At 44.7% G+C, this 23,187-nt stretch carries 20 protein-coding genes; 17 read left to right on the forward strand and 3 right to left on the reverse strand.

Annotation, left to right across the window (positions count from 1 at the left end; genetic code table 11):
- The first annotated feature begins 159 nt into the window (after positions 1 to 159).
- The 4 genes from purM (at position 160) to purD (ending at position 4,848) form a co-directional block, all read left to right on the forward strand.
- The gene (gene purM, locus M1K58_RS25780; RefSeq protein WP_256761757.1) at positions 160 to 1,206 is read left to right on the forward strand and encodes a phosphoribosylformylglycinamidine cyclo-ligase; all 1,047 of its coding nucleotides are present in this window, start codon (positions 160 to 162) and stop codon (positions 1,204 to 1,206) included.
- Positions 1,203 to 1,856: a phosphoribosylglycinamide formyltransferase gene (gene purN, locus M1K58_RS25785; protein ID WP_256761758.1), complete on the forward strand. Its 654-nt coding sequence runs from the start codon at positions 1,203 to 1,205 to the stop codon at positions 1,854 to 1,856. The genes purM and purN overlap by 4 nt, the downstream gene beginning before the upstream one ends.
- Positions 1,857 to 1,871: 15 nt before the next feature.
- Positions 1,872 to 3,419 carry a bifunctional phosphoribosylaminoimidazolecarboxamide formyltransferase/IMP cyclohydrolase gene (gene purH, locus M1K58_RS25790; RefSeq protein ID WP_256761759.1) on the forward strand — a complete coding sequence of 516 codons (1,548 nt, stop codon included), beginning with the start codon at positions 1,872 to 1,874 and terminating at the stop codon, positions 3,417 to 3,419.
- Between the two features lie 163 nt (positions 3,420 to 3,582).
- Positions 3,583 to 4,848: a phosphoribosylamine--glycine ligase gene (gene purD, locus M1K58_RS25795; RefSeq protein ID WP_256761760.1), complete on the forward strand. Its 1,266-nt coding sequence runs from the start codon at positions 3,583 to 3,585 to the stop codon at positions 4,846 to 4,848.
- A 265-nt stretch (positions 4,849 to 5,113) separates the two neighbouring features.
- Here purD and M1K58_RS25800 read toward each other — a convergent pair whose 3' ends face one another.
- Positions 5,114 to 6,499, reverse strand: a complete 1,386-nt coding sequence (locus M1K58_RS25800; RefSeq protein ID WP_256761761.1) for a serine hydrolase — start codon at positions 6,497 to 6,499, stop codon at positions 5,114 to 5,116.
- Positions 6,500 to 6,730: 231 nt separating this feature from the next.
- On the opposite strand from M1K58_RS25800, the gene M1K58_RS25805 reads away from it, so the two are divergent.
- Positions 6,731 to 7,552, forward strand: coding sequence for an alpha/beta hydrolase family protein (locus tag M1K58_RS25805; protein ID WP_256761762.1), 822 nt, complete (start codon positions 6,731 to 6,733; stop codon positions 7,550 to 7,552).
- Positions 7,553 to 7,987: 435 nt separating this feature from the next.
- On the opposite strand, the gene M1K58_RS25810 is transcribed toward M1K58_RS25805, so the two are convergent.
- Positions 7,988 to 8,611, reverse strand: a complete 624-nt coding sequence (locus M1K58_RS25810) for a TVP38/TMEM64 family protein (RefSeq protein ID WP_256761763.1) — start codon at positions 8,609 to 8,611, stop codon at positions 7,988 to 7,990.
- A 173-nt stretch (positions 8,612 to 8,784) separates the two neighbouring features.
- Between M1K58_RS25810 and M1K58_RS25815 the strand changes: the two genes are divergently transcribed.
- The 6 genes from M1K58_RS25815 (at position 8,785) to M1K58_RS25840 (ending at position 14,749) form a co-directional block, all read left to right on the forward strand.
- Positions 8,785 to 9,834 carry an LCP family protein gene (locus M1K58_RS25815; RefSeq protein ID WP_256761764.1) on the forward strand — a complete coding sequence of 350 codons (1,050 nt, stop codon included), beginning with the start codon at positions 8,785 to 8,787 and terminating at the stop codon, positions 9,832 to 9,834.
- Positions 9,835 to 9,939: 105 nt separating this feature from the next.
- Positions 9,940 to 10,536 carry a DedA family protein gene (locus M1K58_RS25820; protein WP_256761765.1) on the forward strand — a complete coding sequence of 199 codons (597 nt, stop codon included), beginning with the start codon at positions 9,940 to 9,942 and terminating at the stop codon, positions 10,534 to 10,536.
- 98 nt (positions 10,537 to 10,634) lie between these two features.
- Positions 10,635 to 11,708, forward strand: coding sequence for a DUF3048 domain-containing protein (locus M1K58_RS25825; RefSeq protein WP_256761766.1), 1,074 nt, complete (start codon positions 10,635 to 10,637; stop codon positions 11,706 to 11,708).
- Positions 11,709 to 12,054: 346 nt separating this feature from the next.
- Positions 12,055 to 12,669 carry a DUF47 domain-containing protein gene (locus M1K58_RS25830; RefSeq protein ID WP_256761767.1) on the forward strand — a complete coding sequence of 205 codons (615 nt, stop codon included), beginning with the start codon at positions 12,055 to 12,057 and terminating at the stop codon, positions 12,667 to 12,669.
- A gap of 24 nt (positions 12,670 to 12,693) precedes the next feature.
- Positions 12,694 to 13,695, forward strand: a complete 1,002-nt coding sequence (locus M1K58_RS25835; RefSeq protein ID WP_256761768.1) for an inorganic phosphate transporter — start codon at positions 12,694 to 12,696, stop codon at positions 13,693 to 13,695.
- 112 nt (positions 13,696 to 13,807) lie between these two features.
- Positions 13,808 to 14,749 (forward strand): DUF1861 family protein, encoded by a 942-nt coding sequence (locus M1K58_RS25840; protein WP_256761769.1) that lies wholly within the window; start codon positions 13,808 to 13,810, stop codon positions 14,747 to 14,749.
- Between the two features lie 70 nt (positions 14,750 to 14,819).
- On the opposite strand, the gene M1K58_RS25845 is transcribed toward M1K58_RS25840, so the two are convergent.
- A complete protein-coding gene (locus M1K58_RS25845) occupies positions 14,820 to 15,251 on the reverse strand; it encodes a tyrosine protein kinase (RefSeq protein ID WP_256761770.1) in 432 nt (143 codons plus the stop codon).
- 234 nt (positions 15,252 to 15,485) lie between these two features.
- On the opposite strand from M1K58_RS25845, the gene M1K58_RS25850 reads away from it, so the two are divergent.
- From M1K58_RS25850 to M1K58_RS25875, 6 genes are all read left to right on the forward strand, one after another.
- A complete protein-coding gene (locus M1K58_RS25850; protein ID WP_256761845.1) occupies positions 15,486 to 15,812 on the forward strand; it encodes a YerC/YecD family TrpR-related protein in 327 nt (108 codons plus the stop codon).
- Between the two features lie 129 nt (positions 15,813 to 15,941).
- A complete protein-coding gene (locus M1K58_RS25855) occupies positions 15,942 to 17,771 on the forward strand; it encodes a sensor histidine kinase (protein WP_256761771.1) in 1,830 nt (609 codons plus the stop codon).
- Positions 17,749 to 19,353 carry a response regulator gene (locus M1K58_RS25860; protein WP_256761772.1) on the forward strand — a complete coding sequence of 535 codons (1,605 nt, stop codon included), beginning with the start codon at positions 17,749 to 17,751 and terminating at the stop codon, positions 19,351 to 19,353. The genes M1K58_RS25855 and M1K58_RS25860 overlap by 23 nt, the downstream gene beginning before the upstream one ends.
- 189 nt (positions 19,354 to 19,542) lie before the next feature.
- Entirely contained in the window at positions 19,543 to 20,523 is a 981-nt protein-coding gene (locus tag M1K58_RS25865) for an ABC transporter permease (RefSeq protein ID WP_256761773.1), read from the forward strand.
- Between the two features lie 20 nt (positions 20,524 to 20,543).
- Positions 20,544 to 21,473 carry a carbohydrate ABC transporter permease gene (locus tag M1K58_RS25870; RefSeq protein ID WP_256761774.1) on the forward strand — a complete coding sequence of 310 codons (930 nt, stop codon included), beginning with the start codon at positions 20,544 to 20,546 and terminating at the stop codon, positions 21,471 to 21,473.
- 101 nt (positions 21,474 to 21,574) lie between these two features.
- Positions 21,575 to 23,170 carry an ABC transporter substrate-binding protein gene (locus M1K58_RS25875; RefSeq protein WP_256761775.1) on the forward strand — a complete coding sequence of 532 codons (1,596 nt, stop codon included), beginning with the start codon at positions 21,575 to 21,577 and terminating at the stop codon, positions 23,168 to 23,170.
- Positions 23,171 to 23,187: the final 17 nt, after the last annotated feature.

Raw genomic sequence — 23,187 nt, forward strand, 5'->3', positions numbered from 1 at the left:
GAGGGACAACCATCGGGTGAAGAGTTTACGTCCTGCCTTTGTATTCGTGTGATGACCTTCTAGTCCAATCTAGATCACACGAATACAACAGCAGGCGGAACCCGATGGTTCGTCACGTAGCTGCGGATGCAACAGAACAATAATCTGGGAGTGAAACCATTGTCCGAAGCGTATAAACAAGCTGGAGTCGATATCTCAGCCGGTAACGAAGCTGTTGAACGGATGAAGAAGCACGTTAAGAAAACACTTCGTCCAGAAGTGTTAACGGGGCTCGGCGGATTCGGCGGGCTATTCAGCCTGAATAAAGACAAGTATGAAGAACCCGTTCTAGTGAGTGGCACGGATGGCGTAGGCACGAAGCTGAAGCTTGCGTTTGCTATGGACAAGCACGATACAATCGGAATTGATGCTGTGGCAATGTGCGTTAATGACGTTATTGTTACTGGCGCTGAGCCTCTCTTTTTCCTCGATTATCTCGCTTGCGACAAAGTTATTCCAGAGAAAATTGAAGCCATCGTTAAAGGCGTAGCAGACGGATGCGAACAAGCAGGTTGTGCGCTTATCGGCGGAGAAACTGCGGAAATGCCAGGAATGTATTCCGAAGGCGAATACGATATTGCAGGCTTTACAGTAGGTATCGTTGATCGTAAAAAAGCAATTGACGGCTCGACAATCCAAGCTGGAGATGTAGTCATCGGTCTTGCTTCAAGCGGTATTCATTCCAACGGATTTTCACTCGTGCGCAGATTGCTGCTTGAACAGAAGGGCTATGCCCTTACGGATAAGCCAGCTGAGCTTGGTGGAAAGACTCTAGGTGATGTTCTTATCGAGCCAACTCGCATCTATGTGAAGCAAATTCTTAAACTGTTAGACAGCGTAGAGATCAAAGGAATGGCGCACATTACGGGTGGTGGATTCATCGAGAATATTCCTCGCGTATTACCGGAAGGCGTTAACGTAGATATTCAACGTGGCTCTTGGCCAGTTCTGCCTATTTTCGAATTAATGCAGCAAGCAGGAAGCATCACAGACCGTGATATGTACACAACCTTTAATATGGGTGTAGGTATGGTGCTTGTCGTTTCTGCTGAGCAAGCAGATCAAGCTTTAGCGCTTGCTAAAGAACATGATGGGCAAGCTTACCGTATCGGTACGGTTACAGCAGGCTCCAAGATCGTTACATTTGAAGGTGTTGAACTGCCATGATCGTAAGTAATGGAGGAGACGAGAAGGCGGTAGCGCCTTCTGTCCCACTTAAAATAGCTGTATTCGCTTCTGGGAGCGGGAGTAACTTTCAAGCATTAGCTGAAGCGGTGCGAGACGGCCGGATCAATGCGACATTAGATCTTGTTGTATGTGACAAGCCTTCCGCATATGTGCTAGAGCGGGCCCGGAGCTTTCAAGTGGAGACGTTCACTTTCTCTCCGAAGGACTATCCTTCCAGACAAGCATACGAAGAAGAGATTATTGCGAATTTGCAGGCTAGAGGAATTGAACTCATCGTCATGGCGGGCTACATGAGGCTGGTAACTGAGGTTCTAGTCGAACCTTATTATGGTCGTATGATCAATATTCACCCGGCTCTGCTGCCTGCTTTTCCAGGTATGGATGGGATTGGACAGGCATTTGAGTATGGCGTGAAGTTGACTGGGGCAACCGTCCATTTCGTGGATGGCGGTAAGGATACCGGACCGATTATTGCTCAGCAAGCCGTGGAAGTTCGAGATCAGGATACATTGGAAACATTAGGGGAGCGAATTCATCAGGCTGAGCACGAGCTGTTGCCTCAGGTCGTTGGATGGATTGCTGATGGACGGGTATCACTTAACGGACGAATAGTAACGATAAACAATTGAGCGGGGGATTCAATCGTGGCAATTAGAAGAGCGCTGGTCAGCGTATCGGACAAAACAGGAATCGTAGAATTATGCCGTGAGCTTGCACAGCAAGGTGTGCAGGTCATTTCGACAGGTGGAACGAAGACGTTACTTGAGAAGGAACAAGTGCCGGTGATCGGGATTTCCGAGGTTACTGGTTTCCCTGAAATTCTTGATGGACGCGTTAAGACGTTGCATCCCGCAGTACATAGCGGATTGCTAGCGGTTCGAGATGACGCTGAGCATATTAAGCAAATGGAAGAGCTGAACTTGGACTATATCGATCTTGTTGTCGTGAATCTCTATCCGTTCAAGGAAACCATTGCAAAGCCGGATGTTTCCTACGAAGATGCGATCGAGAACATCGATATCGGTGGCCCTACAATGCTTCGTTCTGCAGCTAAGAACCATGCCTTCGTTACTGTCGTCGTGGACGCGGGTGACTATGCGCAAGTATTGGAAGAAGTACGCAGCAGTGGCGATACAACATTAGAAACTCGTAAACGTCTTGCTGCTAAAGTGTTCCGTCATACTTCCGCTTACGATGCGCTTATCTCTGATTATTTTGCCAAACAATTAGATAACCCGTTGCCAGAAAGCTTGACGGTCACTTACGAGAAGGTGCAGGAGCTTCGTTATGGAGAGAATCCGCATCAGAAAGCTGCTTTCTATCGCAAGCCACTTTCAACCGTAGGCAATATCACTTCTGCTGAGCAATTGCACGGTAAAGAACTGAGCTATAACAATATTAATGATGCGAATGCGGCACTGGCTATTGTGAAGGAATTTGATGAGCCAGCCGTTGTTGCGGTTAAGCATATGAATCCATGTGGCGTTGGGATCGGTGCGGATATTGACGAAGCTTATGTTAAAGCTTATGAGTCTGATCCAACTTCAATCTTCGGCGGCATTATTGCGGCTAACCGTGAGATCGGTGCAGTGACCGCAACTCGCTTGAGCGAATTGTTCCTAGAAATTATTATTGCGCCGGAATTCACTCCAGATGCTCTGGAAATTCTTCAACGCAAGAAAAACATCCGTCTTATGCGTATCGGCAACCTACCTTCCGCTTCTGAGCGTAACTCCGAATGGTTGGTAACAAGTGTCGAGGGTGGCATGCTTGTTCAAGAGAGCGACGTGCACAGCCTGAGCGAAGAGGATATTACAGTCGTTACAGATCGTGCACCAACAGCTGAAGAGCTGAAGCAATTGCTGTTCAGCTGGAAAGTCGTCAAACACGTGAAATCGAATGCGATTCTGCTAGCGAGTAACAACAGTACGGTCGGCGTAGGTGCAGGCCAGATGAATCGCGTGGGTGCGGCTCGTATTGCCATCGAGCAAGCAGGAGACAAAGCTCAAGGTGCTGTTCTTGCTTCTGATGCATTCTTCCCCATGGGAGATACGGTTGAGCTTGCTGCAAAAGCGGGTATTACGGCAATTATCCAGCCAGGTGGTTCCATCAAGGATGCGGACTCCATCGCTGTAGCTAATGCGAATAACATCGCGATGGTTGTAACGGGCGTACGTCATTTCAAACATTAATTGAACGAGCCATAATTAAATGATCAAAATGGGATAGCGTTACGCAGTAACGCTATTTCCTATAATAGGATGTACAATAACCAAATAACGTTATCCGATAGCTTTATTTGTATGATTGCGTATCCTATCAATTGGTCCTTTGGTATCGGAGGAGGAAGATAACGTGAATATTTTAGTCATTGGACGCGGTGGTCGTGAGCATGCCATCATCTGGGCACTGAAGAAGAGTGAGAGAATCCAACAAATCTACTGCGCACCCGGTAATGCGGGAACAGCTCAGCTTGCAGAGAATGTGGATATCGGAGAATTAGAGTTTGCTCGTCTTGTAAAATTTGCGCAGGATAAAGCAATAGACCTCGTTGTTGTTGGACCGGATGATCCACTTGCAGCTGGAATCGTAGATGAATTCGAAGCGGCGTCCATTCCAGTGTATGGACCTCGCAAAAACGCTGCTGAGATCGAAGGCAGCAAAATCTTCATGAAGGACCTGCTTCGCAAATACAATATCCCTACTGCTAAGTATGAGACGTTTACAGATTATGCTGATGCTTCAGCTTACCTTAAGCAACAACCGTTGCCGATCGTCATTAAAGCAGATGGTTTAGCGGCGGGTAAAGGTGTAGCTGTCTGCTTCACTCGTGAAGAAGCGGATAAAGCGTTGGAAGAAACGATGGTAGACAAGTCGTTCGGTGCTGCTGGAGATAAGGTCGTTATCGAGGAATTCTTAGAAGGACAAGAAATGTCGATTCTGGCTTTCGTTGATGGGGAGACAGTACGCGCAATGTCGCCTGCACAGGATCACAAGCAAATATTCGACAATGATAAAGGGCCGAATACAGGTGGAATGGGTACCTATTCACCGCTTCCGCATATCGCGCAATCCATTATTGATGATTCTATTGAGAATATCATCAAGCCGACAGCGCGTGCTATGGTTTCGGAAGGACGTCCATTCCGCGGCGTGTTGTTTGCTGGGTTGATGATTACGAAGGACGGTCCTAAGACGATTGAGTTCAACGCTCGTTTTGGAGATCCGGAAACCCAAGTTGTATTGCCTAGGCTTGAAACCGATTTGCTTGATATTTTCTTAGCTTCCATTGATGGCAGCTTAAAGGATATCGAGATCAACTGGAGCAATGAAGCGGCGGTATGCGTTGTGCTTGCTTCTGAAGGGTACCCAGGAGCCTATCCGAAGGGCACCCCAATTGAAGGCCTGGATAGCGTAAACACACCAGGAGCTCTCGTATTCCATGCGGGGACTGCTATGAAGGATGGTCAGATCGTCACGAATGGTGGCCGTGTTCTTGGTATCGTAGGTAGAGGCGCTGGAATTGCCGAAGCACGTGCTCATGCATATGAAGCTGCTGCCGGCATCACGTTCCAAGGTAAACAGAACCGTACGGATATTGCTGCGAAAGCACTGCGATAGCCTCTCAAGAAGAATGCTTATTCTTTGTAGAACAATGATTTTCGTTTGCTAACAATGTACGATACAGCAAAGATACTGACGACAATGAGTAAAGCAATTTCAGTATGGCTGGAAATCCAATGGACGAAGCCTTCCATGTTCGTTATCTCCTTATTGAGGTAGGATAGGGAATCGCATGGGAATAAGCTTAGACTTCCCAATAGGGATGAAAACAAAACAAAGACCGGAGGGAAAGGTTCCTCCGGTCTTTTGCTATGCGTAATGTCTAGTTATTAGTGAACCATAAGCGCTCGATCATCTTATGACCTTCTGCTTGATTTACTTTTTGTGAAGGATTCAGGGTTTCGTCCGAATCACTGTTCGCACCCCATAGATGCTGAGCTTTTAACGCGGATGGGATAGCCCAGGTGGGTGCGGTGTCCATATCATTGTACGAGGATGACTCTGAATAATCGGTGATCTCCCCATGGATATATTCATAAGCACGAACATACATCGTAATCATCTCAGCACGAGTAATCAGGGAATCTTGCTCGAATTTGTTGCCTGTCGTACCGTTCACGATACCTGCTTGATAAGCAGCAGTGGCATATTTAGCAAAATCACTATCTGAGCTTACATCTACAAAGGATGATGAAGGGCTTTTCACTTGCAAGCCAAGAGCTGGAACGAGTAGCTTAACGAAAGCTGCACGAGTCATCGTTGTTGAAGCATCGCCTTGCGTTTCACCGGACATTAAATAACCATATACCGCTTTGGCGACGGATTGCACGACGGGATTGCCAAGCTTCTGTGCTTCGTCGAAGTCGGTGGTCGTAGTTACCTCAGTCATAACCGAGATAGCGATCTCGTGGCCTGGAACAAGGAAGTAGCCGACATCATGGGTAACGTTCGCATTTTCACCGGTTTTGTGAGCAATTGGAGCTGTCGGCAGGGCAGCGCCGAATTTGGTATTGACCTCTTGAGCGGACATCCAAGTGATAATCTGGTTACGAGACTTATCTGTCAGAAACTCCCCTTTATAGATTTTCTCCAGCAACGTTACGAGGTCTTCAGCATTAATATAATTATCCTGCTCTGGCGTAGGAGCGGAAGCAAACATTTTACGCCCCAGGTGCATAACCTTCAAATCTAGCTGATCCATCAATGCTTGAACTTGGTCTAAGCCAACAGCATCAATAAGAACGTTAGTTGCCGTGTTATCGGATTGAGTGATCATCAAGCGTGCCAATCTATCTAATGTAATTTGTTGAGGGAAGGTTTCTTTCTGAAGAGAGCCTGTACCCCCTACAACATCATCGGGTTCAACAGTTACGGTATCACTAAGTGATTTCTTTCCTGCATCTACTTGCAGCATTAGGGTAGATACGAGTGCCATCTTGATTGTGCTAGCAGGCTTGTACACGGAATCATTGCCCAAAAGTATTTTTTGATTCTCGTAAGCTCCGTTTAGGTCGCGAATGCCTACGGAAACTCGAATACCCTCTTTATCAGCAGATTCGATAATGGGCTGTACGATTTCAGTAAGCTGTGGCCACTTGCTTGTTGAAGCTGCCGACGCAGTGGTCGACGAATAATTAGGAAATACAGCGACTACACCGAGAAGACCAGCTAACATGACTTTCCAAATCTGAGGCTTGTGTTTCTTCATTGTGATCCATCTCCCATGTTGTAATTATCTGATGTAATATTAACTTACACAATATTCACCAATGTGGTTTTCATTATATATCAATGTCATGTAATCTAACAATACAAGATATTGAAAAAATAAAAATAGGAAAGCAGGAACTGATATTTAACGTTTGACAGAAGTTAATTATGATGATAATATTTAATTCATAGTAAATACATCGGAATTAACGGAAATGAGGGTTTGATTATGGAGAGACCATTCACGATCCAACATGAGGATCTTAACTTAACAGCAACAATCCATTATCCAGCGAAAGACGGAGCTTGCTCCGAGAAGAAAATGCCGCTCGTCGTCATATGCCATGGTTTTATTGGGAGTCGTGTTGGCGTAGACAGATTGTTCCTTCTTGCAAGCAGGGAGTTAGCTCGTAAAGGATTTCTCGTTATTCGCTTTGATTATGCTGGCTGTGGGGAAAGCGATGGAATCTATGGGGAGCACGGGCTAGATTCTATGATCGCCCAGACGCGCTCCGTTCTCGACTACGGGCTTAGCCTAGATTGTGTGGACCCTTTGCGGGTAACCTTACTGGGGCACAGCCTGGGAGGCGCGGTAGCCTTACTGACGGGAACGAAGGATCGCCGAGTGAAGTCGCTCGCATTATGGTCGACTGTGGCTCATCCCTTTAATGATATCGTCAAAATTGTAGGGCGCGATGTTTATGATGAGACAGTGAAAAAGGGGACTGCGGATTATCTTGGCTATCCTCTAAAGCCTGAATTTTTTGAATCGCTCCAGAAGCACCAGCCTTTCCAAGAGGCGCCCAAATTTCATGGAGACGTGTTTATCGCACATGGGACATCGGATGACGCCATTCCTACGGACTACAGCTTTTTGCTAGAGAAAACATTCTGGTTAAGAGGCGAAGGTCGCTGCGACAAGAACATTTTGTTCCAGGCTGATCATACGTACTCTAAGGGTGTTCACAAAAATGAACTGTACCAATCCACACTAGAATGGTTGGCTAGTCATGAGAAGCGTCAGCAGGATTGGCAGCATTGGAGTATTTAAGGTTTTTAGGCCTGTATACGTCGCAAACTAAGAGGATGAAGAATACGGTTATGGGGTGAAGGGAGACGTCCAAGGGCGGAGATTGATGCGCTCTGTGATCGAGTCGTTCGTAAAACGCTGGAAAATACAGATATAAGGATGTTTGAGGAACTTGAATCGGGAGATATCCTGTTCGTAGACAGCAGCCATTGCGTGTTCCCTAATTCGGACGCAAACATCGTGTTTCTGGAGATTATGCCCCGATTTGTTGGGGCAAGGTGTTAAACCCTTATATGAGGTTGCTTTTCCAAGTTATTTTGTGTCGCAGGATGTGGATCTGCTGAAGATTACCCAGCCGATCGTAGATACTTTAGGTGTTGAAGGGTTTAGATTGAGCGGGGGCTCATTCTGGATAACGAAGTTGTAGACGCCGGAGCGGGAGCTTCGGCGTTTTTTTTATGCAGGGGACCCCTGTTTTCTAAACCAGTACCGGTATACCAGATACGTTAACAATAAGAACAAAATATAGATACCGATAGCCATAAATAACCGACCCTTATCGGAAATAAAATGTTGTCCGATATAGGCGTACACGAGCATAGCGGGGATTTTCCCGACAGCGGATGCGATAGCGTAAGTTAGAAGTCGAATGGATAGAAGCGGCGCATAGAGATTGACAACGCTTTGAGGCACAATCGGAATCATGCGGGCAATGACGATTGTCCAGAATGGCTGCTGCTCAATTGATTGATGCAGCTTTTCCAATCGGTTGAATTTGGCTAGGTAGGCCCTGCCTTGTTGTTGGAAAAAGGTTTTTACGATCAAGTAAATGATCACACTTCCTACGGAGGCCGCTAGCCAACTGATAAAAGCACCTAACAGGGTGCCGTAGGAGTACCCTAATATTCCAATAATAATTTTGAAAGGCATAACCGGAAACAGGATAAAACCAACAGCAATGAGGAAAACAAGGGCTATTTGTACATAACCTTCTTGGAGCCAATGGAGGATCTCATTTTTATAAATAAAGCACATGATTATGGACACGAGATAACTGAGGCCTACAAGTGTGGTTTTCATTCCTTTATTGTACTGCACAGATACATAATTAACCAAACGCGCAACGGGAAATATGGCGTTTTCAAAGGGATTATGAGTAGGTTCTCATCTAGTTTATTGGGAAATTTACTGTTATTCGACTCATTATTCATTTATTATGGACGATAGAATATGTACATAAGTCGGAGGAAATCATGACAGGTATTCAGAATAAAAAAAGGATTCGAAAAGTGCTGATGATCGCAGCGGCAGTCATCGGTTTCATTATTATTGGCATTGGAAGCTATGCAGGCTATTTAGTCTACAAAGCAGATGATGCGATCCACCGAATGTCGGCGAACAACAATTCACACTCGACTTTAATAGAAGCGGTTGGTACGAAAGAGGTCACCGCGAGCTCGTTAGAAGAAAAAGATCCCATGGGGCCGCTGACTTTTTTGCTGGCTGGGGTCGATAATCGTGATGGAAGCGGAGGAGCGATGAATACGGATGTTCTCATGCTGATAAGCTTTAATCCGCAGACCCGTTCATCTAGCATCTTGTCTTTGCCGCGAGATTTGCTGCTTAAACCTAAATCACTTCCATCCCGCAAAACAAACTATTATTATGCTTACTTTTACAACAAGGACAAAGCTACAGTTATACCCAACACGAAGCAGTTTTTCAGCGATTTGTTGGGACTTCCGATCGATCATATGGTTGTGATGAACTTCGATGTCCTGCGCAAAGTCGTGGATGCGCTTGGCGACCTTGAGATTGATGTCGATATGGATATGAAATATAAGGATACGGCTGATGGCACTAATATTGATTTGAAGAAGGGCCTGCAGAAGCTTAACGGCCAACAGGTGCTTGATTTTGTGCGCTATCGCAAATCCAATCAAGGGACTAGGGAATCTTCAGATTTCGCCCGAAATGATCGACAGCAGCTAGTGATCAAACAGATCGTCGATAAATTGGGAACTTTTAACGGAATTACGCAATGGGGAAAAATATTAGAAATTATCGGAGACAATGTGAAGACCGATGTTCCTGAATCCGAATTGCGCCAATGGGTGTTAAACTTCCCCAAAATCAAACCGAATCAAATTAACTCTCTTCAAGTGGAATCACAATGGCTAAGCCCCTACGTATATGCGAAGAAGGAAGATTTAACGCAAGCATTGACAGCTTTACGTGCAGAGATTGGATTGGATCCGGACAATTCCATTGTCCTAGATGACGTGGTTGGTGTTATCAAATAAATGAATTCTCTAGACCATACAACATCATAATGACTAGACTATTTTCTTATAATCGGTTATACAGAAAGGAGGAAAATTATACTAGCAGGATGCGGAGTCGGAAAATTGAGTAACTTTAATATAGCTAGTCTATTTGATCAATATGGTTATGAGTTATTGTTTTTCGGATTGTTATTGGAGTTCGTCGCGTTACCCTTTCCAGGTGAGACGACTATGCTATATGCAGGATATTTGTCCTATGAGGGGATATTGCGCTTGTGGCCCGTTTTGTTCTGCGCCTTTACCGGGACAACGATCGGTATGACTTTGACTTACTTCATCGGGAATAAAGCAGGAATGCCTTTTCTGGAGCGCTATGGTAAGTGGGTTCTGATTACTCCGAACAAGCTGGAGAAAACGAAGAGATGGTTTGATAAATATGGAAATATTCTCATATTCATTGGATATTTTATTCCGGGGGTTCGTCATGTGACGGGGTATTTTGCTGGCATTATCGGTTCTCCTTTCCGAACGTTCGCCACTTACGCGTATACAGGTGCTTTGTTTTGGTGTATATGTTTTATTGGTTTGGGCTATTTTTTCGGTCCGCAATGGAGCATTGTTTTACATACGATAGAGACCCACCTATGGAAAATTCTCGTACCGGTAGGCTGCATATTTGTAGCCGTATTCTTGATCAAATGGAGAAAACGTAACAGCTAACAACTGATATTGCCGAAGAAAAGGGATTTCTGGCTCTTTTTCCCGAAGTAAGTGTGTGGTTTAATGGAAGAGTACATACATGCGAAGGGAGAATGAGCATGACGCAACGATTACGAATCGCGATGCAGCTTACGCTTGCAGCCGTGCTCGTAGGTTTAACAGCGTGCGGCAGTAACGAATCCAAGGAGACGTTAACGCAGCCGACTGAGACGGTTGTACCAACGGCAAGTGCTTCGGCAACTCCAAGCGAGACGCCAACACCAACCGCGCAATTCCTGGCTCCATTGACGGGGCTACCCGTGGAGAAGGAAGTAACGAACAGGCCGTTTGCCGTTATGATCAATAACCTTGCTCCAGCTAGACCGCAATCCGGACTTACACAAGCAGATACGGTATGGGAGTTGCTTGCCGAAGGCGGAATTACGCGTTTGGTGGCGATATTCCAAAGCAAGGAGTTCACCGACCCAATCGGACCGATCCGCAGCATCCGTCCTTACTTCATTCAGGTTGGCGAGTTTTATAGCGGAGTCCTCGTACATGTTGGTGCGAGTAATGATGCTTTCGCCATTCTTCAACGTCAACACAAGGAAGACTTAGACGAGATTACGAATGCGGGTGCATACTTTTATCGGGACAAGTCTCGTAAAGCGCCACATAATGTGTATTCGACATTGGAGAAGCTTCGTGCAGGTGCAGAGAAACGTAAGTATAAGGATACAGTAACCGTTCCCATGCTCCCCTTCAACACATCGCCAACCGAGCTAACAACTGCAGCGCCTGCGACACAGATTGATATCAAATTCATGCTGTCGAGCTACAAGGTATCCTATGCTTATGATAGCGCTAAAGCTTTGTACTCGCGCTCCATTAATGACAAACCGCATATCGACAAAAATAATGATCAACAGCTAACGGCTACGAATTTGGTTGTTTTGTCTACAAAGCACGATATCAAGGATGATGTAGGACGTCTGGTCGTCGATCTCGACAGTGGCGGTGAAGCGCTTCTATTCCAGAATGGTAAAGTCATCTCCTGTAAGTGGGAGCGTAAGAAGGATGATGTCATCCGCATCGTGAAGGATGGACAAGAATTACCTTTCCTGCCGGGAGTCACTTATTACCATGTGGTTCCAAGTTCATCCGCAATGGATAAGCACGTGACCTATCAGTAATCATTATTTCATTGATTTGAACCTCAAAGAGATTGCCTTTCAGCCAGGAGAATGGTTGAATGGTAATCTCTTTTTTTTATCTATGCTACAGTTATTAAAAATGCAGCGCGCTTTATTGGAGAAGGATTACAAAAGAGTAAATTGTTCGTCGAAAATAAGTAATACGATTTGAGAGTAGTAAAGTCGATTATAGGTCAAACTTAAAAAAAGTGTCACATGTGTGGAATTAGGGCTATACACAGCCCGTACACCCTGTGATAAAATATATAAGTTAACTTGATGTTATCGCAGTGTTAGCGGGAAGTGAAACATAATTTGTTACATATATGGGAAAGAAGGGCTATCCGTGTTCAAGAAGAAGGACATTTTTTTCAAAACATTAGAAGAAATGGCTGACATTATTCACGAAACTGTCGATCGCTTCGCCACTTACGTTAATGGTGATCTGCCTAATGTTACAGCATTTGCCAAGGAAATGAAGGATTTTGAACATAAAGGCGACAAATGCACCCATATTATTTTGACCGAGCTTAACAAAACCTTCATCACGCCCATCGAGCGGGAAGATATTATGGAGCTCATCAAGAAGTTAGATGATGTGCTTGATGGTATTGAGGCTTGCGCATCACGCTTTGAAATGTATCAGGTTACGAAATCTGATCCGTATATTCGTAATTTCGCGGATTGCTTACGTCGCTGCTCAGAGGAAATTAAGGGAGCTATTTATTTACTCTCACAGAAGAAGCTACTCGCTATCCAACCCCATTGCGTGAAGATTAACGAATTAGAGAATGAAGCCGACGATCTTATGCGTCAAGGAATTAAGCATTTGTTCCAAAACGTTAAAGATCCGATCGAGCTGATTAAACATAAAGAAATATATGAGCGCTTGGAGCAGACGACTGATTCGTGCGAGGATGTCGCCAATACATTACAATCCATAATCATGCGGAATTCTTAACAAGCGGGGACTGAAAAGAATACAATGGATTACACTATGTGGTTAGTTGTCATAATCGTTACGCTAGCGCTCGGGTTTGATTTTATTAACGGATTTCACGATACGGCTAATGCCATCGCGACATCCGTTTCTACGCGTGCGCTAACTCCACGTCGCGCTATCATTTTAGCCTCCGTCATGAACTTATTAGGAGCTCTAATGTTTACCGGAGTAGCTAAGACAATCGGTGGGAGTATAACAGATCCCTTTAAGCTGGAGCATGGTCTGACGGTCGTCATTGCGACCCTTATAGCCGCGATTGTCTGGAATCTAATCACCTGGTGGTTAGGGATTCCATCCTCATCATCCCATGCGATTATTGGAGCTTTGGCAGGAGCAGCTATTGCATCAGAGGGTTGGGACGGAATTAACTACTCAGGCTTTACGACAATTCTTAAATGGCTTATCCTGTCGCCGATCATTGCCTTTATTGCAGGCTTTTGTCTGATGTTTGTGCTGAAGCGTATTTTCGCGAACTCAAGCCCGCATACTGTAAACAAGAGATTTCGCTACGTACAAGTAGTGACGGCTGGCTTCCAGGCTTTCACACATGGAACGAACGATGCGCAGAAAGCGATGGGAATTATTACGCTTGCGTTAGTTGCAGCGGGCATTCAGGATAATTTGGATATTCCATTATGGGTTAAGTTATCTGCAGCCTTGGCTATGGCTCTAGGTACATCCATTGGTGGTTGGAAAATCATCAAGACAATGGGGACGAAGATTTTCAAAATCGACCCGATGAACGGATTTTCTGCAGATATGGCATCCGCATCGGTCATATTGGTAGCGACTTTATCTCACATTCCTGTCAGCACAACGCATGCGGTTACCTCCTCCATTCTTGGGGTAGGTTCAGCTAAGAAATTTTCTAAAGTAAAGTGGAATATGGCGGGACGTATTGTAGTCACGTGGTTCATTACGATTCCGATCGTCGGAGTATTGGCCATCCTGATCTATTATTTACTTAGTTTGTTCCTCCACTAATTCGAGCACTTTATTTAGAAAAATAGGCGTGGGATTACCCAAACCTTAATGAGCGATATTGCTAAAATAGAGTAAAGGCTGTTGTCAACTCTATTGAGTCTGGAGGACACCCATGCTTGCATATACAGATCAGGCCATATCGAGCATTGATTTATTGGGGGAATTCACAGCGGGTAACCACACCGCGAGGGGACAGAAACTTGTCTTCTCCGAGGTTGGAACACGTGATGTTTATAATATTAGTGCTCCTTTCTTAGATAACGGGGAATTAGTCATTGCTGGACGGGTAGAAGATCGCGACAAAGAATCGTCGGTCGTTATGTTCTTTGTTCAGCGTAAGGGAGAATGGGTGCCTAGAAATGGTGCTCCCGTATTCGACTTGCAGGATCCTTTTTTCTCATTTATTGGGGAGGAACTCGTTTTTGGTGGTGTTGAAGTTTATTTTGATGGGGATGACCCCCATTATGTTACTTCTTGGCGCACCGTGTTTTACCGAGGGCATTCGATTAATGGGCTGGAGCCATTTGCTAAAGGCCCAATGACCATGAAGGATATTCGACTCGTCGAGTTACAGAATGGTCGCATAGGGGTGTTTACTCGGCCGATGATGGTCGAAGGTGCACGTGCGTTGATCGGTTATGTAGAGATTGAAGCATTAGAGGAATTGACGGAGGAAGTGATCTCCAGCGCAAGTCTGCTTCGCCATCAGTTTCTTCCCGAAGAATGGGGTGGTGCGAATGAAGCACACCTCCTATCGAATGGGATGATTGGCGTTTTAGGGCATATCGCGTGGATGGAAGAAAACAACATTCGGCATTATTATCCAATGGTGTTCGCATACAACCCGTCTAATGACCGCTATACCGCCATTAAGCTGATTGCCACTCGTAGCATGTTCCCTGAAGGCCCTGCTAAGAGACCAGATCTGGTGGATGTTATTTTCAGTGGTGGTCTTGTGAGGCATGAGGATGGAACCGCTTCTCTCTATACAGGAGTGAGTGATGCTGAAGCCCATGTGATCATCATCCCTGATCCTTTCCTAGAATATGAGTAAATAAAGAAGAGGCTGTTCCTTAGCACGAGCTAGAGGAGAGCCTCTTTTTAATGTTATCACTGCTTTGGATTTATCGCTTTTTGGATTGGCGTCGAGTGCTTGCTTTCCTACTAGTAGGCCGACTTGCCGAACGCTTGCGAGTGGTGGACTTCTTCGTTGTACCATTGGCAGCGGCTGCTTTGCTGCCCTTGCTTCCCATGAACAATTTGATCATCGGCGCCATCTGCTGCATTGTTGACATAAATTTCTGAACTTTACCCATCGTAGTTAATACTCCTTCAATTCCACCCATGCGGTCGACCATCGATTTCAAGTCACTCAGGTTAGAGAGGTTGAAGGGAAGGCCACCTTTGGCAGTTGTGGCTACGGGTGGCGCGGGAAGTACAGTCGGATTTATGGCAGCGGGAGGACCGGAGAACGAGTCTTCGATTCCTGGGAAAGGATCCTGTCCGAACCCCTCTGGTGTCCAAGCGCGAAGAGAGGGCGATCGTGGTTCGTTCATAGAGTCACACCCTTTTTTAATTATAGGATATGATGGGTTTAAACTTCGGGCATGGACGGATGCCCGGGGGGAGAGACATTTTATCCCTGTAATGCGTGAATACGGTGATGCTTGAACTATTAGTAGGTACGCAGTACAATGGAACCAAAGTGTGGTCTCGTGATCGAACAGCATGCTTGGCATGACATCGAACCGTTACCAATGCAACAGGAGTTAAGGAAAGGGTGCGAGAGTATGCAATTAAAGAAGCTTGATGATAAATCTATAGATCAATTGTTCGAAGCAATACTAACCTTAAAGAATGTAGAGGAATGTTATGTGTTCTTCGACGACTTATGCACGGTGAATGAGATTCAATCCTTATCTCAAAGGCTTGAAGTAGCCCGTATGCTTGGGAACGGGAATACATACAACCAGATCGAGACGGAGACAGGCGCAAGCACGGCAACCATATCTCGAGTGAAGCGATGCTTGAACTATGGGAATGACGGCTATAAGCTGACTTTGGATCGTCTTGGCCGCTTCGGGAACGAAGACAAGGCTGCGGATAGTGCCAAGTAATCGCGGATTAAGGATAGGGATCATATAATTAAGCTAATGCCGCCAAGGGAAAATCCTTGGCGGCTTCTTTAGTTTAGGTTATGCTAGGTGCAATAATGTAAAATAATGTCGCAACAGGAGGGGCAAAGGATGAAGTATTGGCAATCGGTGAGGTTTAAGATTGTAGTCGGCTTTTTCCTCGTTATTGTTCCTATGATCGCTTTTATTATATACAACAACGTATATGCGATGAATGTTGTCCGACAACAGGTTTCATCTAACTATAATAAGCTCCTAACTGTGAATGTTCGTGAGAATGATAAGATGCTTCTGGAATTCATGTACTATTTACTCCGGCTGAGGGAAAGTGATCCGGATATTGCACTCATCAGGAGCCTACCGGCCGGTGCTGATGAAATCACCTTTGCTAAGATTCGACTACAGAAACAATTCATCGGAAATTCTGGAGGCATTAATAATAACATTGATTCCTTGTTTGTTTATACGAAGAAGGAAGACGATGTCTTTATAACAACCCAAAATAGTGGTGACTCAGCTATGAAGAGAGTTGTTCTACTAGATTGGTCTAGGGAGCACATGGAAGAAGCGGTGAAGGGTTTCTATCCGAATTGGGAATCCGTCATCATTGAGGATATGAATTATTTATTAAAGTATATTGATATGGGCTCTGATGTGTATGCGGGCGTTCTGGTGAGGTCAGATAGTCTGATGAGAGGGCTTGAAAGTTACGATGTTGGTCCAGAGGGTAATGCCTTTCTGATAAATAAAAGCGGAGAAATGATCACGAAAAACAGCTTTGCACCGATGCATGACGAGCGTTTCAGGAAAGAGGTCGTCGCGTTTAGCGATTCTTATGGGATTCTTAAAAGTGGAGGGAAGGCTTACCTGGTCCTGTCTAAGCCATCTGCTAATGCTGATGTGAACTATGTGATTGTGACGACAGAATCTTATATTTTGCAAAACCTCCCGTTCTTTCAGAAGATGTTATATGTATGGATACCCCTTCTGGTCGTATTACTGCTGACTCTATATTTAATCTTCATGCAACGAGTGATGTTTAAGCCGCTCGTAGAATTGATAAGAGGGATGCGTAAGCTTGGGCAGGGCCGGTTTGAAGTCAGATTACCAACAAATCAGAGCAGCGAGTTTTCCTTCATGTCGGGGACGTTCAATCAGATGGTTGAACAGATCGAGAGCTTGAAGATTGGTATTTACGAGGAACAGATAAGGGTACAACGCGCAGAATATAAGCATTTGCAAATCCAGATCAACCCGCATTTCTATATGAATAGTCTTAATATTATATACAACCTTGCGGCGCTGAAGGACTTCAAGTCGGTTCAGAAGCTATCTCTACATCTTGCGGATTATTTCCGCTTCTTAATGCAGAGCCATCGTTCGGTTGTGCCCCTAACAGATGAAATCAGTCATATTAAAAACTATTTGGAAATACATAAGCTAAGATACGTGACGAAGCTCGATTACGAGATCAACATAGAAGCTCGACATTTAACAAGCGAGATTTCCCCTCTGATGATACAGCCTTTCGTGGAAAATGCGATTATTCATGGATTTAATCATAGGGTACAGGACGGATCGGTGTTCCGAGTTGGGATTCGTTCAGAGGACGACTCAGAAGCCCCTGATCGTTATATCCGGATCATCGTGGAGGATAATGGCTCGGGATTCCCTCCAGATATGCTGAGAGATTTAGAGAGTAATGAATATATATTAGGAACCGGAGAGCAGCATCTAGGGATCTGGAACATTTTACGACGATTTAAGATGTTGTACGGCGATGAAGGTAGCATAGTGTTCCGCAATTCGCCTGAAGGTGGAGCGGTTGTTGAGATTAAGCTTCCTTTATTGCTGACGAATAGGATTGAAATGGATAAGGAAGAGCATATTCACACTGCGGCTACTAAGGAGAATACCGATGCTGACGATGATGGTCGTTGACGATGAAATGTATGCTTTGAAGGGAATTACTCAAGGGATCGACTGGAGCGATCTGCCAATCAGCACCATTCTCGAGGCGGAGAATGTAGCGCAGGCGAAGAAACAGTTACTAGAACAGCAGGTAGACCTTGTTATCTCAGATATTGAGATGCCAGGGGCGAATGGAATCGAACTGCTTCGCCAAATTCGTGAGCTTACGCCGAACACGCTCGTTGTGTTCTTGACAGGACATGCCCGATTTGAATATGCGCAGGAAGCGCTCCACTATGGCTGCTTTGATTATGTGTTGAAGCCCGTCGATCATGATGTACTGAAGGACATCATTCGTCGTGCGGTAGAGGAGATTGAGCGACGCAAGGAACAGCAGAATTTCGAGAATACACTTGAGGAATATCGTCTTCAATGGACGAATCAGCTACCGATCCTTGTAGAACGCTTCTGGCAAGACGTACTCATTAGGAAGATACCGACTTCTGCGAATAGGCTGAGTAGAGAGCTTGAGCTATACAACATTCCGTTAGAGAAGGACGGAAGGGCACTGCCAGTCTTGCTAAGCATCGAGAGATGGGAGGTCGAGCTGGATGCACGCGATGAGAGCATTATGGAATATGCGTTGCGGAAGGCTGCCACGGAAATCATCTTAGGTGAGAACTCAGGGACGATATTACAGGATCGCAACGATTTGAATCTCGTATTATTGTATGGCGATTCGATGGATCGCAAGGTGTTGAAAGCACGCTGTGTGCAATATGTTAAAGCCTGTAATGATTATTTCCATTGTCGAGTGTCCTGTTATATGGGAGAAGCTGTCGGAATCGGAGAGCTATCGGAAGCGCTTGAACGTCTAACCCAAATGGAACGAGCGAACGTATCACAGCCTCAAACTGTTATAGATAGTACTCAGAATTTCGAAGCTTCACCTGGAACTAATGGACCTACACTACCGGCATTCACGGAATGGACGATCATGCTGGATAGCGGCAATATCGAAGAGCTCGTCAAGAGCATCGAAGATACGCTTATGCGATTCGAAGAGGAGTCTTCAAGTCGAGAGACGTTGGAGCTGTTCTACTTTGGCTTCGTGCATCTTCTGTTTCAGGCCGCTAACCGTAAAGGGATATCAATGTATGATATGGTGTCCGCACAAGAGGTGCAAGATGGACAACACGCTCGTACACCTGCCCTCATGCAAGGTTGGGCGACAAAGCTGCTACTCAAAGTTGGACAAACTTTTGTGGATCGTCAGAGGGATGCCTCGGCGGTTATTTCCAAGATCCAATTATACATTCAGGACAATCTTCACAAGGAATTGAGCCGCGACGATATTGCCAATTCCGTCTACCGCAATCCTGCGTACTTATCCCGTTTATTCCGTAAAGAAACAGGCCTTTCCTTATCGGACTATATCGTTCAAGTCAAAATAGAGAAGGTTAAAGTGCAGCTCAAGGAAACGAACGATAAAATAAGCAATATTGCTGAGGGGTTGGGCTACCTACACTTCTCTTATTTTGCAAAACTATTTAAGAAAGTTACAGGAGTTACTCCGCAAGAGTATCGTAAGAAGCATCAGACAATGCTATAAGAATGTAGGAAGGGCGGTCAATCGACCGTCCTTTTGTTGCAAAATAATAAAAATAAAGAATGGGTACAACTAGTTTTGAAAAGTCACAATAGTGCTATGTCGGTCACCACAGTAGATAGAAGGCGGAATACTGATCCCTGTACAATAAGTTTACAGATTAGTACTTCTAGATAAAAGGTTGTGATGGAGATGGAACAAGCAACGCCAACGGTTGTATCACCGAAGCTACGCAAAAAGAAGACGCTTAATCAAGGTTACTGGCAGAAATATGGTGTGTTCTACCTGATGATGGCACCCGCTCTCATTGTGTTAATTATCAATAACTATATTCCGATGGTTGGCTCGATTATCGCATTCAAGAAGATCACGTATGAGTCTAGAAGCTTCATCGAGAACTTTGTTAACGGACAATGGGTCGGATGGAAAAACTTTGAGGTATTGTTCAAGACCAGTGATGCTTGGAGAATTACTCGCAACACAGTATTGTATAACATTGTTTTCATTATTTTGAACCTTATTATCGGTGTTGGTGTAGCGCTCTTGTACAACATGATGAGGAACCGCAGATTGGCCAAGTTTCATCAATCGGTTATGTTCCTACCCTTTTTCTTATCGTGGGTTGTTGTCAGTTACCTCGTCTACGCTTTCTTAAATCCTCAGTTAGGGATCATGAACAATTTGGTTCTGGACTGGTTTGGTGTGGAGGATGTCAATTGGTACGCGGATACGAAATGGTGGCCAGTCATTCTTCCCATCTTGAATACCTGGAAAGGGATCGGGTATTATGCGGTGTTCTACCTAGCAGCCATTATTAGTATCGACAAAGAATATTATGAAGCCGCTACGATAGACGGAGCATCGAAAACGAGACAAGTGATGAGTATAACGCTCCCAATGATCCGTCCGATCATTATTACGCTAACGATGCTTCAAATCGGAAAAATCTTCTACGCGGACTTTGGGATGTTCTTCAACGTCACCCGTAATGCGGGAGCTCTCTATGAGACGACGCTAGTCATTGATACTTATGTATATCAGGGATTCTTAGTTTCCGGTAATATTGGACTTTCTTCAGCCGCAGGGTTCTATCAGGCAGTCGTCGGCTTCTTGCTGGTATTTGGGTCCAATATGATTATTCGTCGAATTAGCAAGGACGATGCCCTGTTCTAAATAGAAGGAGGAAGTACCCAATGGCAACAGTCACATCGAAGAGTAAGAGATTTGATGTCAATCAGTTATCACCAGGACCGAATCTCATTGTTAATATCATGTTCTGGCTATACTCGGCATTATGTATCATTCCAATTTTACTAATCATCGGTGTTTCGTTCTCGGATGAGAAGCAGATATTAATCCATGGCTATAAATTTTGGCCAGAGAAATTCAGCATAGAAGCTTATAACTTCCTACTTAACGATTGGCAGCCCGTTCTTAAATCCTATGGGATATCCATATTCGTCACAGTGGTAGGAACAGCAGTTGCACTCTTCATCATGGCTCTCTTCGCTTATCCGATCTCTCGACGGGACTTTAAGCATCGTAACATCTTTTCATTCATTATGTTTTTCACCATCTTGTTTAACGGTGGACTTGTCCCTTACTACTTAATGTATTCTCAAATTCTTGATCTGAGGAATACGATGTTCGTCCTCATGATGCCAATGTTTGTACAGGGATTTTTCGTTCTCGTTATGCGAGCCTTCTTCACGAATTCGATTCCTACTGAAGTACTGGAATCAGCCAAAATAGATGGCGCCGGTGAGCTAAAGACATTTTTCGGAATCGTCATTCCGCTTTCCCTGCCCGTAATTGCATCCGTTGGTCTATTATGTACATTAGGGTATTGGAACGATTGGTTTCTTAGTCTCTTGTTTATCACCGACAACGAAACGATAAGTATTCAGTTCCGAATGTATGAGGCGCTGCTAGACATCCAATATCTAAGCGCCAACTCAGCTGCCTACTCGGCCATTTTACAGTCAAATCCTGGATTCACAATGCCGAGTGAAACCGCTCGGATGGCTATGGCTATCGTGGGTGTTGGTCCTATTATTTTCGCTTATCCCTTCTTCCAAAGGTTCTTCATTCAAGGTTTAACAGTAGGTGCGGTCAAAGGTTAAGAGATTTGGAGAGCTTACGCGCTCCATTCACTGTAGGGCTACTACCGGTTATCGGCCGGTTGAGCATATAAGTATCTACTCAGAAAAGGGAGGCAATACCCGTGTTGAAAAAAAGCAAATTCGGCAAGTCGTACGTCATGCTGTTAGCAATAATAATGATGCTTTCTGTTGTATTAGCAGCTTGTGGTAAGAACAATGAGGAGAAGGCATCCTCATCTCCATCCGCATCGGCAAAGGCATCTGAGCCCGCAGCTTCTAGTGCAGCAGCTTCACCAGAAGAGAGCAAGGCTGCAGATCTTCCTGAGGTTACACTGTCCCTGACTTTCCCAGGAACTGCACCTAAGGACGAGAAAAAAGTAGAAGAAGCTCTTAATGCTTATCTGAAAGACAAAATCAATGCCAAAATCGATATCAGAATGATCGATTGGGGACAATGGGATAACAAAATCAACCTAGCGATTGCTGGGCGTGAAGAAATGGATATCCTCTTCACAGCTTCTTGGAATGGTCACTCCAACAATGTAGCTAAAGGCGCATTCTTGGCATTAAATGATCCGGCAGGCAAATATGGTAACCTTCTTGAGAAGTATGGCCAAGGCATTATTGAGACGCTTCCACCAGCATTTATCGCTGGAGCAAAAATCAATGGATTGAACTATGGTATTCCAACGAACAAAGAGCTTGCTGAGCAAGGTGGCGTTATCTACCGTACTGATATCGCTGATGAGTTAGGCTTAACTGCTCAATTGGATGCTGTAAAAACGATCGCTGATTTGGAGCCAATCTTAGCTGCTGTACATTCGAAAAAGCCTGAATTGACTGCTCTGTACTTGAAAGACGGCGAAAACTTTAATACTCACTATTTCTCCAAATATGACTTCCTCGGTGATAACAATATCGACGGAGTTGTTATGAAGAACGGTACAGATACGACTGTTAAAGCTCGTTATGACTTCCCAGTGTACAAAGAAACTTTGACTATCACTCGTGATTTCTATCAAAAAGGCTTCATCAATAAAGATGCTGCAACTGCTCAGCTTTCTCCGCAAGATGCTATGAAGGCTGGTAATGTGTTCATGGGCGTATTCCCACTGAAACCAGGTAAAGATGCTGAGGTTGCAACTGCAGCGAACCTTCAAGGCAAGCTGAAACAAATCAACATGACTGACCGCACGGTTTCCACGGGTGAAACTGCAGGCTCCATGCTAGGGATTACGACAACTTCCGCAAATCCAGAGCGTGCTATGATGTTCATTAACTTATTGCACACAGACAAAGAATTGAATAACTTGCTTAACTTCGGAGTTGAAGGCGATCACTACACTCGTAACGGAGAAATTATTACTGCAACAGCTAACACACCTAACTATGCAATTGGTGCTGCTTGGATGTTCGGTAGCCAATTCCTGAACTATGTGTGGGATAACGAAGATCCGAACAAATGGGAGCTATTCAAAGCATTCAATACGGATGCTAAAAACTCTCCTGCACTTGGCTTTACATTAAATGCTGAGCCAATCTCTACTCAAGCTTCTGTCATGAACAACATCCGTAAAGAGTTCGATCCAGGTCTTGATACAGGTTCTATCGATCCTGCTAAAGCGGATGAGTTCATTAAGAAATTGAAAGCAAATGGTCTGGATGAAGTTATTGCTGAGAAACAAAAACAATTAGATGCTTTCCTTGCTTCGAAATAATAAGAGCTAATATCGAA

Origin of the sequence: Cohnella sp. WQ 127256, from assembly GCF_024519285.1 — a bacterium.
GTDB lineage: Bacteria > Bacillota > Bacilli > Paenibacillales > Paenibacillaceae > Cohnella.